General features: G+C 45.5%; 18 protein-coding genes and 1 pseudogene. 7 read left to right on the forward strand and 12 right to left on the reverse strand.

Annotated elements, in window-relative coordinates; translation table 11 throughout:
• Positions 1–12 precede the first annotated feature (12 nt).
• Positions 13–285, reverse strand: coding sequence for a hypothetical protein (locus tag AM506_RS16530; protein ID WP_060673581.1), 273 nt, complete (start codon positions 283–285; stop codon positions 13–15).
• A 300-nt stretch (positions 286–585) separates the two neighbouring features.
• Between AM506_RS16530 and AM506_RS16535 the strand changes: the two genes are divergently transcribed.
• On the forward strand, positions 586–855 hold the full coding sequence (locus AM506_RS16535) for a DUF3243 domain-containing protein (RefSeq protein WP_060673582.1): 270 nt from the start codon (positions 586–588) through the stop codon (positions 853–855).
• Positions 856–914: 59 nt separating this feature from the next.
• On the opposite strand, the gene AM506_RS16540 is transcribed toward AM506_RS16535, so the two are convergent.
• Together AM506_RS16540 and AM506_RS16545 are read right to left on the reverse strand one after the other, a co-directional pair.
• Positions 915–1,676: a PAS domain S-box protein gene (locus tag AM506_RS16540; RefSeq protein WP_060673583.1), complete on the reverse strand. Its 762-nt coding sequence runs from the start codon at positions 1,674–1,676 to the stop codon at positions 915–917.
• Between the two features lie 138 nt (positions 1,677–1,814).
• Positions 1,815–2,366, reverse strand: coding sequence for a CBO0543 family protein (locus AM506_RS16545; RefSeq protein ID WP_060673584.1), 552 nt, complete (start codon positions 2,364–2,366; stop codon positions 1,815–1,817).
• A 249-nt stretch (positions 2,367–2,615) separates the two neighbouring features.
• Here AM506_RS16545 and coxB point away from each other — a divergent pair, with 249 nt between their 5' ends.
• The 5 genes from coxB (at position 2,616) to AM506_RS16570 (ending at position 6,836) form a co-directional block, all read left to right on the forward strand.
• A complete protein-coding gene (coxB, locus tag AM506_RS16550; protein WP_060673585.1) occupies positions 2,616–3,605 on the forward strand; it encodes a cytochrome c oxidase subunit II in 990 nt (329 codons plus the stop codon).
• A gap of 93 nt (positions 3,606–3,698) precedes the next feature.
• Positions 3,699–5,573 carry a cytochrome c oxidase subunit I gene (locus AM506_RS16555; RefSeq protein WP_082386422.1) on the forward strand — a complete coding sequence of 625 codons (1,875 nt, stop codon included), beginning with the start codon at positions 3,699–3,701 and terminating at the stop codon, positions 5,571–5,573.
• The gene (locus AM506_RS16560; RefSeq protein ID WP_060673586.1) at positions 5,570–6,154 is read left to right on the forward strand and encodes a cytochrome c oxidase subunit 3; all 585 of its coding nucleotides are present in this window, start codon (positions 5,570–5,572) and stop codon (positions 6,152–6,154) included. The genes AM506_RS16555 and AM506_RS16560 overlap by 4 nt, the downstream gene beginning before the upstream one ends.
• Positions 6,155–6,156: 2 nt before the next feature.
• On the forward strand, positions 6,157–6,423 hold the full coding sequence (locus AM506_RS16565; RefSeq protein WP_060673587.1) for a hypothetical protein: 267 nt from the start codon (positions 6,157–6,159) through the stop codon (positions 6,421–6,423).
• Between the two features lie 176 nt (positions 6,424–6,599).
• Positions 6,600–6,836, forward strand: coding sequence for a hypothetical protein (locus AM506_RS16570; RefSeq protein WP_060673588.1), 237 nt, complete (start codon positions 6,600–6,602; stop codon positions 6,834–6,836).
• 79 nt (positions 6,837–6,915) lie between these two features.
• On the opposite strand, the gene AM506_RS16575 is transcribed toward AM506_RS16570, so the two are convergent.
• Together AM506_RS16575 and AM506_RS16580 are read right to left on the reverse strand one after the other, a co-directional pair.
• On the reverse strand, positions 6,916–7,230 hold the full coding sequence (locus tag AM506_RS16575; RefSeq protein WP_082386413.1) for a KGG domain-containing protein: 315 nt from the start codon (positions 7,228–7,230) through the stop codon (positions 6,916–6,918).
• A 129-nt stretch (positions 7,231–7,359) separates the two neighbouring features.
• A pseudogene (locus AM506_RS16580) lies at positions 7,360–7,581 on the reverse strand (KGG domain-containing protein); the annotation flags it as partial.
• A 211-nt stretch (positions 7,582–7,792) separates the two neighbouring features.
• On the opposite strand from AM506_RS16580, the gene AM506_RS16585 reads away from it, so the two are divergent.
• Positions 7,793–8,986: an MFS transporter gene (locus tag AM506_RS16585; RefSeq protein ID WP_060673590.1), complete on the forward strand. Its 1,194-nt coding sequence runs from the start codon at positions 7,793–7,795 to the stop codon at positions 8,984–8,986.
• A 65-nt stretch (positions 8,987–9,051) separates the two neighbouring features.
• Here AM506_RS16585 and AM506_RS16590 read toward each other — a convergent pair whose 3' ends face one another.
• From AM506_RS16590 to blaOXA, 7 genes are all read right to left on the reverse strand, one after another.
• A complete protein-coding gene (locus AM506_RS16590) occupies positions 9,052–9,549 on the reverse strand; it encodes a hypothetical protein (protein ID WP_060673591.1) in 498 nt (165 codons plus the stop codon).
• On the reverse strand, positions 9,546–9,827 hold the full coding sequence (locus AM506_RS16595) for a hypothetical protein (RefSeq protein ID WP_060673592.1): 282 nt from the start codon (positions 9,825–9,827) through the stop codon (positions 9,546–9,548). The genes AM506_RS16590 and AM506_RS16595 overlap by 4 nt, the downstream gene beginning before the upstream one ends.
• Before the next feature lie 12 nt (positions 9,828–9,839).
• Positions 9,840–10,028, reverse strand: a complete 189-nt coding sequence (locus AM506_RS16600) for a hypothetical protein (RefSeq protein WP_060673593.1) — start codon at positions 10,026–10,028, stop codon at positions 9,840–9,842.
• A gap of 143 nt (positions 10,029–10,171) precedes the next feature.
• Positions 10,172–10,423: a hypothetical protein gene (locus AM506_RS16605; protein ID WP_060673594.1), complete on the reverse strand. Its 252-nt coding sequence runs from the start codon at positions 10,421–10,423 to the stop codon at positions 10,172–10,174.
• Entirely contained in the window at positions 10,420–10,860 is a 441-nt protein-coding gene (locus AM506_RS16610; RefSeq protein WP_060673595.1) for a GNAT family N-acetyltransferase, read from the reverse strand. Before AM506_RS16610 ends, AM506_RS16605 begins: the two co-directional genes overlap by 4 nt.
• Before the next feature lie 12 nt (positions 10,861–10,872).
• Complete coding sequence (locus AM506_RS16615; protein WP_060673596.1) at positions 10,873–11,085, reverse strand: hypothetical protein; 213 nt, start codon at positions 11,083–11,085, stop codon at positions 10,873–10,875.
• 230 nt (positions 11,086–11,315) lie between these two features.
• Entirely contained in the window at positions 11,316–12,098 is a 783-nt protein-coding gene (gene blaOXA / locus AM506_RS16620; RefSeq protein ID WP_060673597.1) for a class D beta-lactamase, read from the reverse strand.
• Positions 12,099–12,227 lie beyond the last annotated feature (129 nt).

Here is a 12,227-nt window from a genome sequence, read left to right on the forward strand (position 1 = left end):
CTAAAACACCTATTACACAAGTCTTTTATTACCCTTCACCATCAACAACAGTACGCATCCATGCACGATTGAAACCAGTACAAGCGTCACGTAGGGAGACATTCCATCCCAGGCACCCATAATATACGGTTTGTCAGAGACAGAGATGATTTCGAAGCCAACCACGACCATAAAGAATACCTGATAGAGGGCACTGGGATACAGTCCGCTTTTTAAAAAACCCCCTTTATGTTGCCAGACCCTGATGAAAAGACCGTTTACAATTAAGGATAAGAAACCGGCCATTAGGAAGGTTTCCCACAAAATTGTATTACTCAGGATGTTAGTAAAATTGAATATACAAATGCACATAAGCAGTGCACCCACCAAAGAATAAAGAACCTTCTTCAATTCGACTCACCTACTTCACACTATTTATATAGTGTAATTTTACACCAAAAGAAGAATTATTCCAATATTTTCTTTAAATAAGGCTTCAATATGCTCTCCCCTGTTTAATCCACTTCTAATAGGGAAACACACTACTACAACCAACAAAAGGAGGAATTCATTATCGCACACGATCCTAAACAAGCAGCGGCAAAAATGAATGAAGACAAAAAGGAAGAGATTCTGCAGCATTTTGATTCTTTCAAGGATTATTTGGGAGATCAGGTTCATAAAGGAGAAAAACTCGGACTGAGTGAAGAAGCTCTTTCAAAAGGGGCTAAGCGCGTGGCAGATTATTTAGCAGAGCATGAGGAACCGCGTAACCGCGAGCAGAAGGTACTGAATGAAATGTGGCATGTGGCCAATAAGGAAGAGCGTGAGCATATGGCTCATGTGTTAGTCAAACTTGCGGATACAACCAATTAAAGAACACAGTTCCGAGCCCCCAATAGAGTAATCGTTGGGGGCTTTTCCTATGATTAATCCTATTCTTGTAAGATCATGCCGATTTGCGACAGGGCCTCTTTCACGTTAGCCACTGTTGGAATCGTGGATAAATCGATCCCAACCTCGATCGCTTCAACGGCTAATTCCGGTCTTACTCCCGATATGATGGAATGAACACCGAGCAGGGATAAGACGTTGGTAATCTTGAAAAGATATTCGATCACCATGCGATCAAGGGTATACACACCGGAGAAATCAATGATTAAGCGATTGACGTCTTGATTTTTCACTTTGAGAGGGATCAAATCCAGGAGCATCATCGCTTTGTCTTGATCGATTTTGCCCCTTAGAGGAAGCACGGCCACATCATCCAATAATGGGACAAGGGTCGCTGATAATTCATTGATTTCCTCATTCATGTCATGCTGATTCTTTTCCGTTTCCCTCCGTTTGGAGATATCCCAGACATATGTCTGAATCGCCATCGTATCCCTGATTTTCACAGGATGACAATACAATTCGACTTCCACTCTCGTCCCATCCATCCGATACACCGTTTCTTCAATGATATCTGCAGGCTTTCCATACGCAGATTGAATTCTCCGACTGATGGCTGCCTTTGAGCTTTCCTGGAAAATATCGAGGGGACTCGCACCGATCATGCTTTCTTTGTTGCTTCTGAAGAACTCTTCAGCTGCATGATTTATATACAGGACCTTATAGTCCGTGTGAATAATGAGTGGATCCCGTGAATATTCCATCACTTCTTTATAATCTATTTCTGCAACTGAAACATTCACATTATCACTCCTTTTCCTTCTACGATACAGGTTGTTTTACTAGATAGCAAGAATGTTGACAGCACTTGCCAATTTCATGAGAACTCAAAAAAGCCAACGCTGCACGTTAGTCTTTCACCCATAATGTTCAAGACTCAATCATCCGATTGGATCTTTTCTCCTGAAAATATACTCCACCATTCCCCTGATCAAATAAGAAAGAACAAAATAGATCACGAATGACCACCACATTTTCCAATGATAGGTCTTGTAAATATGCAGCCATTGAAACAGCATTTCCCCAATAAACGAAGCTCCTCCCGAAAGAACAAAGGTGGAAAAAAAGAACCCCTTCCCTTTAGGAAAATATCTATATAGAAGCATGAAGGTGACCGGTATCAAGGCATAGTCAAATAAGTATGCTTTCGGAAGAATCGGAATCAGTTGTCCTGGGTATCCCCACATCCCGAGGTCAAACCCAAATCCGTCCAAGTTTGCCGCGACGATGATCCATACAAGGCCAAGGAATAGAAGCTTGGGCTTGTTCGTATCGTTTCTCGTTAAACGGACAAACACCACCCAGGTCAGAATGAAAAGAACGAGAATAAACCACCAGCGTGGAGAAAGAAAACAATACTCCAGCCAATAGTCGATATTCTCCCGGGTCACTTCCAGAGACTTTTCTCTTATTTGATCATATCGTTCTTGCATACACTATCCCCTTTTTTAAAAAGCCCTCATAGATGATCTAAGAGGGCTCTGAATGCAGGATATTTCCTTCGATTATAGTGTGTGCCAATGAAGAGTATTTATTCTCCGTCATGATACAAATTCCCTAATCTCAACTATTTTCTAAATCTTTCGTTTAATCTGCGGAAATTAGAGGTAGGGTATGTATGGGAAGGCTTACGTCCTTTTTTTCAGGGACGGACCTTGCGAAATGATGAAAGGGGGATTTCCATGAAGCGTCTTTGTTGCGGTATCTTGCTCACCGTATTGTTCCTCTCCGGCTGCAGTTCCTTAAAGGTTCTCGACCCGAAAGGAACGGTGGCCGAACTTCAATTGAACTTATTCCAAATTTCCATTGCAATCATGTTGTTCGTCTTTTTTGTCGTGTTTTCCATGTTCGTGTACTTCACATGGAAGTACAGGGAAACACCGGATCGCCGCCACGTCAATCCTTCATATGTGAAAGGAAATAGGAAGCTTGAATTCACGTGGACCGTCATTCCGATTCTCTTATTGGTGATCCTCGCCGTCCCTACCGTAAAGGGAACCTTTTCCCTCGCCGAATCGGATGAAACCAGTGAAAACCCACTGACGATCGAGGTGACGGGACACCAATACTGGTGGGAGGTCCACTATCCGGATCAGGGCATTACCCTGACGAATGAAGCATACATACCAGTAGATCGTCCTGTCGTATTCCAATTAAAATCCGCCGATGTCATCCATTCCTTCTGGATGCCGAGGCTTGGTGGAAAAAAAGATCTCATACCAGGAAAGACGAATACTCTGACGCTGAATGCCTCAGAGGAAGGCGTCTACAAAGGACAATGTGCAGAGCTCTGCGGGGCTTCCCATTCCTATATGAGATTCCAGGTTCACGCAGTTGGGAAACAGGAGTTCAGTCAGTGGGTCGATCAACAGTCTCAGGTAAAGGCACCTGAAAATCTCGATCCCACAGCTGAAAAAGGAAAGAAACTATTTATCTCCAAGTGTTTGACCTGTCATGCCGTTTCGCCTACTGAAAGAAGCAAGGGTCCGAATCTTGCCGGATTTGCAGATAATGAGCGGATAGGCAATGTCCTCACGAACACGGACGAAAATGTGGAGAAATGGATCAAGGATTCGTCTTCTTTCAAACCGGATATCAATATGCCTCCGTTTCCTGACCTGACAGAAGAAGACCTGGAAGCATTAAGTACGTATCTTTCACAATTAGAATAGGAGGTGGAGAATATGGATATCAAGTATACCCTTTTCGGACGGGAATTCGTATTCCCCTCTGATATCATCGCGGCAGACATCTCGATCATCCTGATGGCATTGACTGCCCTGTTTTTATTAACACGTTATAAAAAGTGGAAGTGGGCCTGGGACTGGGCAACTTCCACTCACCATCATAAAGTAGGGATTTTATATCTTGCGGCAGGAGGGGCCTTCTTTCTTCGCGGTGGTCTTGATGCCCTAATCATTAGGATTCAGCTCGCACTTCCGGAGAATCAGTTTTGGGTCTTTCAAGGTGAAAAATATAACCAGATGATGACCACACACGGGACGACCATGATATTCTTTGTCGCCATGCCATTATTGATCGGCCTGATGAATGTCGCCGTCCCCCTTCAAATCGGGGCAAGGGACTTGGCTTTCCCCCACCTCAACTTGCTGAGCTTTTGGCTGTTTCTCGTCGGAGGGGCATTGGTGAATATCAGCTTCGTGCTCGGTGGATCCCCTTCCGCAGGCTGGACGGGCTATGCCCCCTTAAGCCTTGATGTGTATACCCCCGGACCCGGTCTCGACTATTATGCCATCGGAATCCAGATCGCCGGTGCCGGGACGATCATGTCCGCCATTAACTTCCTGGTGACGATCATACGGAAACGGGCTCCAGGGCTCACTTTTATGAGAATGCCATTATTCACGTGGTCTGCCTTTGTTACATCGATCCTAATATTATTCGCTTTTCCCGCCCTGACCGTCGCCCTGTTACTCATGACGATGGACCGGGTGTATGGGACGGCATTTCTGACGGGGACAGAGGGAAACCCGATCATATGGCAGCATTTATTTTGGATCTTCGGTCACCCGGAAGTATACATTTTGATTTTGCCGGCGTTCGGGATTTTTTCCGATGTGATCACCACCTTTTCAAGACGTAATCTGTTTGCCTATCCAGCCATGGTCTTTGCCCTCGTTCTGATTGGGTTTCTAGGGTTCATGGTATGGATCCATCACATGTTCACGGTGGGGCTCGGGCCGATATCAAACGCCATATTCGCCCTTTCCACCATGTCCATTGCGGTTCCGACGGGCATTAAGATTTTCAACTGGCTCTTCACACTCCGGGGAGGGGTCATCCGGTTTAAGACCGCCATGTTGTTTTCACTGGCGTTCATCCCTACCTTCCTCATCGGTGGAGCCACCGGTGTCATGCTTTCAGCGGCACCTGCCGATTATCAGTACCACGACAGTTACTTTGTCGTCGGTCACTTTCACTATGTAATCGTCGGAGGGACTGTTCTCGGAATCTTTGCAGGAGTCTATTATTGGTGGCCGAAAATGTTCGGCTTCCTGCTCAATGAAGTCTTGGGAAAATGGCATTTCTGGCTGTTCACCATCGGTTTTCATGTAACCTTCTTCCCGATGCATCTCATGGGATTGAACGGGATGCCCCGCCGCGTGTTCACCTATTTAAAAAGCGACGGACTAGGAACATTGAATCTGATCAGTACAATCGGTGCCTTCCTCATGGCACTTGCCGTGATGATCTTTCTTTGGAACATTTTCTGGAGTTACCGGAATGAAAAGCGGGACCTCACCGGTGACCCGTGGGAGGGTCGGACCCTTGAATGGTCGATTCCGTCGCCGCCTCCTCTGGGCAATTTCATCAATCGTCCCCTTGTCACCACGGTCGATCAGCTGTGGTATGAGAAGCAGGAAGGGGATGGAACCATTCGAACGGCAGAAGAAGAAGACGTCATTTACGTATCGAACCCTACGGCTCAGCCTATGATGCTCGCAGGAGCCCTTTTCGTCTCTTCCTTTGGCTTCATCTTTGGCTTCCCTCTCCTGCAATGGTTCGGTTTTGCCAGTGTAATCGGAATGCTGACGCTGCGCTCCTTCACTTCAGGACGCACATGGACGCCTTATACACCAGATGAACTGCGGGAAGAAAGGAGGAAAGGGTCTCAATGAATCAACACACTTTCGAATTCGAACAAGAGCAGGACAAGAAGCTCGCCATGTGGTTCTTTATCGCCGCGGAGGTTGTCATCTTCGCGTCCCTTTTCGGGGTATTTCTCACGCTTAAATCCCATGTATCCGATGGTCCTTCCAGCGAACAGATGCTTGAGTTGAAAAGTGTCATGATCTCGACGGTCCTTCTCCTCTCAAGCAGCTTCACGATTTTTGCCTGTGTCAGGTGGAGTGAAAGGGGAGAAACCAGGAAGACTTTCCTTCTATTACTCTTGACTCTTTTACTTGGCGGCATCTTTTTAGTAATGGAATCAAGGGAGTTTATCCACTATTATGAAAAAGGATTTGAACTGGACACAAGTCCATTCCTGTCCTCCTTTTATCTATTGGTCGGGACCCATGGACTGCATGTGCTGGCAGGGGTCATCTGGATGGGGATCCTGCTCATACACTTTGGGGTGAAAGGGGTTTGCCGGGAAACCTCATCGAGACTTTCGGTATTCTCCCTTTACTGGCACTTCGTCGACCTCGTATGGGTCTTGATCTTCACACTCGTCTATCTGTTTGGAAAGGTGGGATAAGAGTGAAAAAAGCTGCGTTCATCTTCCTTTATATCATTGTGATCGGTTCAGCCATCGGGGGATACGTGCTCGTTGAATACAGCAAGGAACAACTTGACCGTTCAACGCTTATCCTCCTGCTCTTAACCCTTGCCTTTTTATCAATCAGCCTGCAGCTGACGGTATTGATGAAAACGAAAGCACCCCTGAGAAAATGGAAATGGCTCTCTTTATCGAGCGGTCTCCTTATCGGTGGTCTGACTTTTCTTTATTTGTTTCTTCTAAAATAGTTAAAAAGGGAGCTGACATGCTCCCTTTTCCATTTCAACCGTACTATTTCATTACCTTCCTCTCTAAACATGTATATAAAACACGACTTTTCTCCCTTATCCCTCTCTCAAATTTATGTTAAAATAAGCCAAAATCAGACAAATATTCTTCCCTTTTTTGAAAGGAGATGCAGATAATGTCAGAAGATAATGAGCTGCACACCATTTTAAAAACACTTGAAACCTATTCCCAATGTGACATTACCCATTCATTTTCTGAACAAGATACTGACCTCTTGAAGGTTTCTTATTCCCATGAATCAAAAGCATTCGTCATCACACAACATGACACAGTGGAAACCTATCAGGATCTATCGTCCGCTTTAGCCAGGTTAGAATCATTATTAGACAAATTAAAGAGCTCCATTCGATAAAAATCCGATCATTTCATACAAAAAAAGACCCGTCGCTGTAATCGACAGGTCTTCTTTCGTTCCCGGATACCATCCGGTTCTAGTTGTTGTTTGAATTGTTTGAGCGGCTGGAGTTGTTTGAGTTGCTCGAATTGCTGGAATTACTAGAGTTGCTAGAGTTACTGGACTGACTTCCGCCCTTCGCTCCGATTTCCTGATAAAACTTCTTATCATGATTATCAGAGGTTGCTTCTCCACCCTTTTCACCGATCTCCTGGTAGAATTCCTTGTCATGATTCTTCGCTGTTTGTTCCCCGCCTTTACGCCCGGCTTCTTCGTAGCTCATTTTGTTGTTGTTGCTGTTATTGTTACCACTATTGTTATTATTGTTATTGTTGTTGTTTGAGTTTGACATAAATAAAATCCTCCTTAAGTTTAGTAAAATTAATTTTAAACAAAATCACCAAGGACGTTGATTTTAGTTATTGTTCCTGTTTGAGTTCGAGCTGTTTGAGTTACTTGAGTTATTGTTGCTTGAATTGCTTGAGTTGCTGGACTGGCTTCCGCCTTTCGCTCCGATTTCCTGATAAAATTTCTTATCATGATTATCTGAAGTGGCTTCTCCACCTTTTTCACCAATCTCTTGGTAGAATTCCTTGTCATGGTTCTTCGCTGTTTGTTCGCCGCCTTTGCGACCAGCTTCCTCGTAACTCATTTTGTTCCCGTTGTTGTTACTGTTGTTGTTGTTATTGTTACTGTTAGACATAAAGTAAATCCTCCTTAAGTTTAGTAAAATGGTGTTGTACGATTGTACATTGGTTATATACCTCGTGATAGGAGAGATAAACGATTTTGGGGGTTTTTAACATTTTTGTAATTTAATTTATACTTTTAGGAGGGTAGTGCCTTTTAATAGAAGTGCTTCCCACGTAGGTGTATGATGAAGTTACACGAATTGTACGAAGGAGTCTTGTAATATGGAATACATCAAGCGGGGAACTTCAGCTTTCAAACATGCCAACCTGGCTTTGTTTGCGGGAGGCTTCAGCACGTTCGCGATCCTTTGGGGAACGCAGCCCCTTCTTCCGGAAATCGCCCATGAGTTTCATGTCTCTCCGGCCACATCGAGTCTCAGCCAATCGTCCACCACCATTGCCCTGGCGATCAGTCTGTTGATTGCAGGATCGTTATCGGATGTGTACGGCCGGAAATCCGTCATGACCTTCTCGTTACTTGCTTCTTCGATCCTCGCCATCTGTACGGGATTTGCATCGGGCTTTCACATGCTCGTGGCCGGCCGGATCCTGCAGGGAATTACGCTTGCAGGACTGCCCGCCGTCGCCATGGCGTATTTGGGTGAAGAAATCGAAGCGAAGAGCCTTGGGATGGCAATGGGATTGTACATAAGCGGGAACTCCATCGGGGGGATGTCAGGGCGGATCATCAGCGGCGTCCTCACCGATTATTTCAGCTGGCATATTGCCCTGATGGGAATCGGCGTCATCAGTTTATTATCGAGCATTATCTTCATGGTCCTGCTTCCAAGGTCCGCCCATTTTGAACCTCAGAACTTTAAGCTCACGTCACTGGCGGGATCCCTGTTCAGTCAGTTCAAGGTTCCGGGACTCACACTCCTATTCACGATCGGATTTCTCTTGATGGGAGGTTTCGTTTCCCTCTATAATTACATCGGATTCGAGCTGATCGCACCGCCCTACTCCCTCAGCCAGACCGTCGTCGGCTTCATCTTTATCGTCTACATCGTCGGCACCTTCAGTTCGACATGGATGGGAATGCTCGCCGACCAATATGGAAAAAAGAAAATCCTGCCTTTGTCGCTTATCATCATGCTAGCAGGCGTCGTGACAACTCTGCATCCGAACCTTTGGGTGAAAATCATCGGAATCGCCGTCTTCACATACGGATTCTTCGCCGGCCACTCCATCGCCAGTAGCTGGGTCGGACGATTAGCACTCCATGATAAAGCACAGGCATCTGCCCTCTACCTTTCTGCCTATTACGCGGGATCAAGCGTGGGTGGTACCGTCAGCGGAAGCTTTTATCATCAGTTCGATTGGCAGGGTGTTGTGTGGATGATCGTTGTACTTTCCGTTGTGTCTATCGGGATATCATTGTGGATGGGGAAAAGGGACGCTGCTCGGGCCATATAAAAAGAGGACTTTGAGTGAAGTCCTCTTTTTTTGGTCGTATCTGATTTTCACAAGGCACATGATGATCAAAAATCGGACTGCACCGAATCACGATACGTCATGCCCAAATATTCATACTCAATCAACACTCGATGTACCTTCTCATCATGAAACACGTTAACGGCATAGATCGTGTCTTCCTTTGTAGCTGTTCCATCATCCAGACTAGCCAATTGCTCCGAATTAGTGGGGCCGGCTTTAATCTTAACATCCCCTACTTTTTCGAAGCTGATTCCTTCCGGCAGCGGATCACCGGGTCCATCGGTAACCATATACCCTCTCAGCAGGTTGCTCACCTGCATTTTCACTTCCTCTGGTGCTTCATCATTATTGACTGTAACCCCTGTCACTTTCGCATCTCTGAATCCATGATTGGTCACTTCCACGAGGACGGACGTCCCTGACTCATTACTAGCAACGACACCAACCTCCATGGGAGGATGCATTCTAAGCCAGACATAACACCCCCCAATTACAACTGCCACCATTAAAAATAGAACGGCCACCCACCAACGCTTCTTCATCCGCCTATCTCCTTATGCTGCTCCTCGTTTCCTGCCATATTCGTTCGGAATTCCATCACTACCAACACAATGCCGGTGCCTCCTGCTAACACCGCCAACACCAGTGGTAAGGTCCCAATTTCAATCAATGCAGTATCCCATACACCGTATCGAGGGTCCCACCCGAGTCCACCATCTCCCAACAGCAAACCGGAATAAACGGCTGCCGCTATAAGCGTCGACCCATAAAGAATCGCACTGACCACCAAGCATGTTAACCCAATCCATAATCGTTTCATCTCTAACACACCCTACCTTCCAAAGAACTCCGGCAATTGTACCCCAAGGTCGAATAACGCGCTCGTCACAAGGAGGATGAGCACCGGAATCACACAAAATACAAGAAACCATGCCCAGTTACTGTTTGAAGATTTTTCTCTCATTTGCTTTCGGTAGGTTTCTTGAATTCGTTTTTGGTTTTTATTCTTGGGTTCGGCCAAAGGATCCACCTCCCCTTATATACATTTCTTTCCATATCTATTCGCCGGTACAGTTTCATAATCCTCTTATTATAAAAATAAAAAAACGACCCTCATCCGGATCGTCACTCTCCCTTTTACCTACTTCTCATTCCCGCTCTTTTTTAAAACCCTGAACCCATGATGAACAACCCAATCATCAGAATAAACCCAAGCGGAAGTAACAGCAGAATCACAGCCGATGCTTTCCGCCAAAATCCAGGCGCACTGTACCAGGAGGAAATAACAGCACCCACATATCCGATCGCGATAATCCACACCCATAGATGTCCGATCTGTTTCCCAACAAGAGACTGTAGTACCAGGAACGTGACCACTAAAATGCCAAGCGACAGAAGACCAAAATATTTTCTCATGTCACCCTCCATTCATACTGGATATCCGACAGATTCTCCTCATTCTCATGCCCTCTTCCGATCACCACAAACCCGTTCTTTTCATAAAACCTCTGCGCGTTCTCATTCACTTCAAATGTATAAAGGGTCAAGCGACCGCTGGACATCGCCTTTGCTTTATCCAGTAACATCTGACCGATCCCCAGCCCTTGATACTCGGCGTGAATGTATAGCTGACTGATTTCCGTATCATTATATGCCGCCATCCCGACAACTTTTCCATTTATGAGAGCCAAATCAACTTGGAACTCCCGAGGCAGGATATCGGTTAAAAAATAGAGATGACTTTCCACACTGTGTTTTTCCTTTTGCCCTATGGCCCGCTCCTTACTTTCCCGCCACATGGCCATCGTTTCCTCGGCATGCCGCGGGTCGAAGGGAATGATATCTGCTCTCATCCATGTTCCTCCTCAAGAATCTTTCGTGTATTGAAAGGCAAGACTTGATAAAATAAATGACAAAGCGATGAGTATCGGTGTTACAATCAGCAACCCTACTAAATCGGTCTTATAATTCCACGGCACGAATGCATCCCATAACAAAGCCGTCACTTTCCATAACACGATGAAGATGAACAGCGTGAAGACAAGGTAAATGAGCCTTTCCACAAAGCGTTTCACCATTTGGCCACCTCATTTTTTCTCTTTTAAAATCGTAAAAATTAAAAACGAAATCAAGACCAAAAAAACAATCCCGACCCCGTTCAGGATGTCGTAGATGCCACTTACAAGATAGATCATGTAAATCGAATCCCCCACTCCTTTTTTCTAATTATTTCAAATAATGGAATCTTTCTCAATCTTTTTTTCAGACGTAAATAAAGAGCTTACCCGCCTTGGGTAAGCTCTCTCCTTTATTCTTTCGGGATGATATTCAGTTTCTTCAATACTTCCAACGTTAAATTCTTCGCTTCTGTACCGCTTCCATCCAGATTGACGGCGAATACCCATTCTCCCTTTTCTGTCTCCACATAACCGGTGTACCAGCCGAGGCCGTAGTCCGATAGCCGGGTGCCGGTTTTGCCGTGAATGGTATAGTCATTCTGCTCGTCATTGATCATGATCCGTTTCACCGTTCTCATCTGCTGTTTGTCAAAGGGGAAGCTCTCTTCAACAAGTCCTTCGAAAAAATCCGTCTGTTCACGTGCCGATATTTCCAAGCTGCTGTCGAGCCAGAAGGAGTCGATGCCACCTGAGATGTCAGCATTCCCGTAATCTAGCAGATCCAAATTCTCTTGCATCCTCTCTTCTCCGATATCACGTGCCATAGCCTGATAATACCAGATGACGGAGTATCTCATGCCGGATGCAAGAGTGTGGTCCCTGTTCCAATCAGGAAACTCCCTCATTACTCCGTCCCATCGTTTCACCTCATATTCATCCCTGACTGCACCCGTCGATAATCCAATCAGGGCGTGGGGGACTTTGTACGTCGATTCAGGTGTATACCGCCGCTCACTCCTATACTTGTTGTAAACGAATTCCTTCTCGGTTTTCACGTTGCGGATGATAACTGTCGCATCCTTTCCGTTCAGCATGTCCGTGATGTCAGACTTGATACTGTTTTTGGCGTCTGCATACGTTCCTCCCATGACGACCAAGGCAATACTCAATACTAGCGCAGCCGTTCTTTTCACATCATTCAACTCCCATGTATATTTACTAGAATGACAGGCAATTGGTCCATGCCTATCTTTCTTGATTTTTAGTATACTGACAGAAAAGGGTTTGCCCAATGCTGTTTTTCACAGACTGTACCCCTACAG

This window comes from Rossellomorea vietnamensis, from assembly GCF_001305855.1.
Lineage (GTDB): Bacteria > Bacillota > Bacilli > Bacillales > Bacillaceae_B > Rossellomorea > Rossellomorea vietnamensis_A.

What these genes read in the sequence shown, in the direction of transcription:
- AM506_RS16530 (WP_060673581.1), bottom strand. Translation starts at nt 285, where the DNA reads ATGGCCGGTTTCTTATCCTTAATTGTAAACGGTCTTTTCATCAGGGTC.
- AM506_RS16535 (WP_060673582.1), top strand. Translation starts at nt 586, where the DNA reads ATGAATGAAGACAAAAAGGAAGAGATTCTGCAGCATTTTGATTCTTTC.
- AM506_RS16545 (WP_060673584.1), bottom strand. Translation starts at nt 2,366, where the DNA reads ATGCAAGAACGATATGATCAAATAAGAGAAAAGTCTCTGGAAGTGACC.
- coxB (WP_060673585.1), top strand. Translation starts at nt 2,616, where the DNA reads ATGAAGCGTCTTTGTTGCGGTATCTTGCTCACCGTATTGTTCCTCTCC.
- AM506_RS16555 (WP_082386422.1), top strand. Translation starts at nt 3,699, where the DNA reads ATGGCATTGACTGCCCTGTTTTTATTAACACGTTATAAAAAGTGGAAG.
- AM506_RS16560 (WP_060673586.1), top strand. Translation starts at nt 5,570, where the DNA reads ATGAATCAACACACTTTCGAATTCGAACAAGAGCAGGACAAGAAGCTC.
- AM506_RS16570 (WP_060673588.1), top strand. Translation starts at nt 6,600, where the DNA reads ATGTCAGAAGATAATGAGCTGCACACCATTTTAAAAACACTTGAAACC.
- AM506_RS16575 (WP_082386413.1), bottom strand. Translation starts at nt 7,230, where the DNA reads ATGTCAAACTCAAACAACAACAATAACAATAATAACAATAGTGGTAAC.
- AM506_RS16585 (WP_060673590.1), top strand. Translation starts at nt 7,793, where the DNA reads ATGGAATACATCAAGCGGGGAACTTCAGCTTTCAAACATGCCAACCTG.
- AM506_RS16590 (WP_060673591.1), bottom strand. Translation starts at nt 9,549, where the DNA reads ATGAAGAAGCGTTGGTGGGTGGCCGTTCTATTTTTAATGGTGGCAGTT.
- AM506_RS16595 (WP_060673592.1), bottom strand. Translation starts at nt 9,827, where the DNA reads ATGAAACGATTATGGATTGGGTTAACATGCTTGGTGGTCAGTGCGATT.
- AM506_RS16605 (WP_060673594.1), bottom strand. Translation starts at nt 10,423, where the DNA reads ATGAGAAAATATTTTGGTCTTCTGTCGCTTGGCATTTTAGTGGTCACG.
- AM506_RS16610 (WP_060673595.1), bottom strand. Translation starts at nt 10,860, where the DNA reads ATGAGAGCAGATATCATTCCCTTCGACCCGCGGCATGCCGAGGAAACG.
- AM506_RS16615 (WP_060673596.1), bottom strand. Translation starts at nt 11,085, where the DNA reads ATGGTGAAACGCTTTGTGGAAAGGCTCATTTACCTTGTCTTCACGCTG.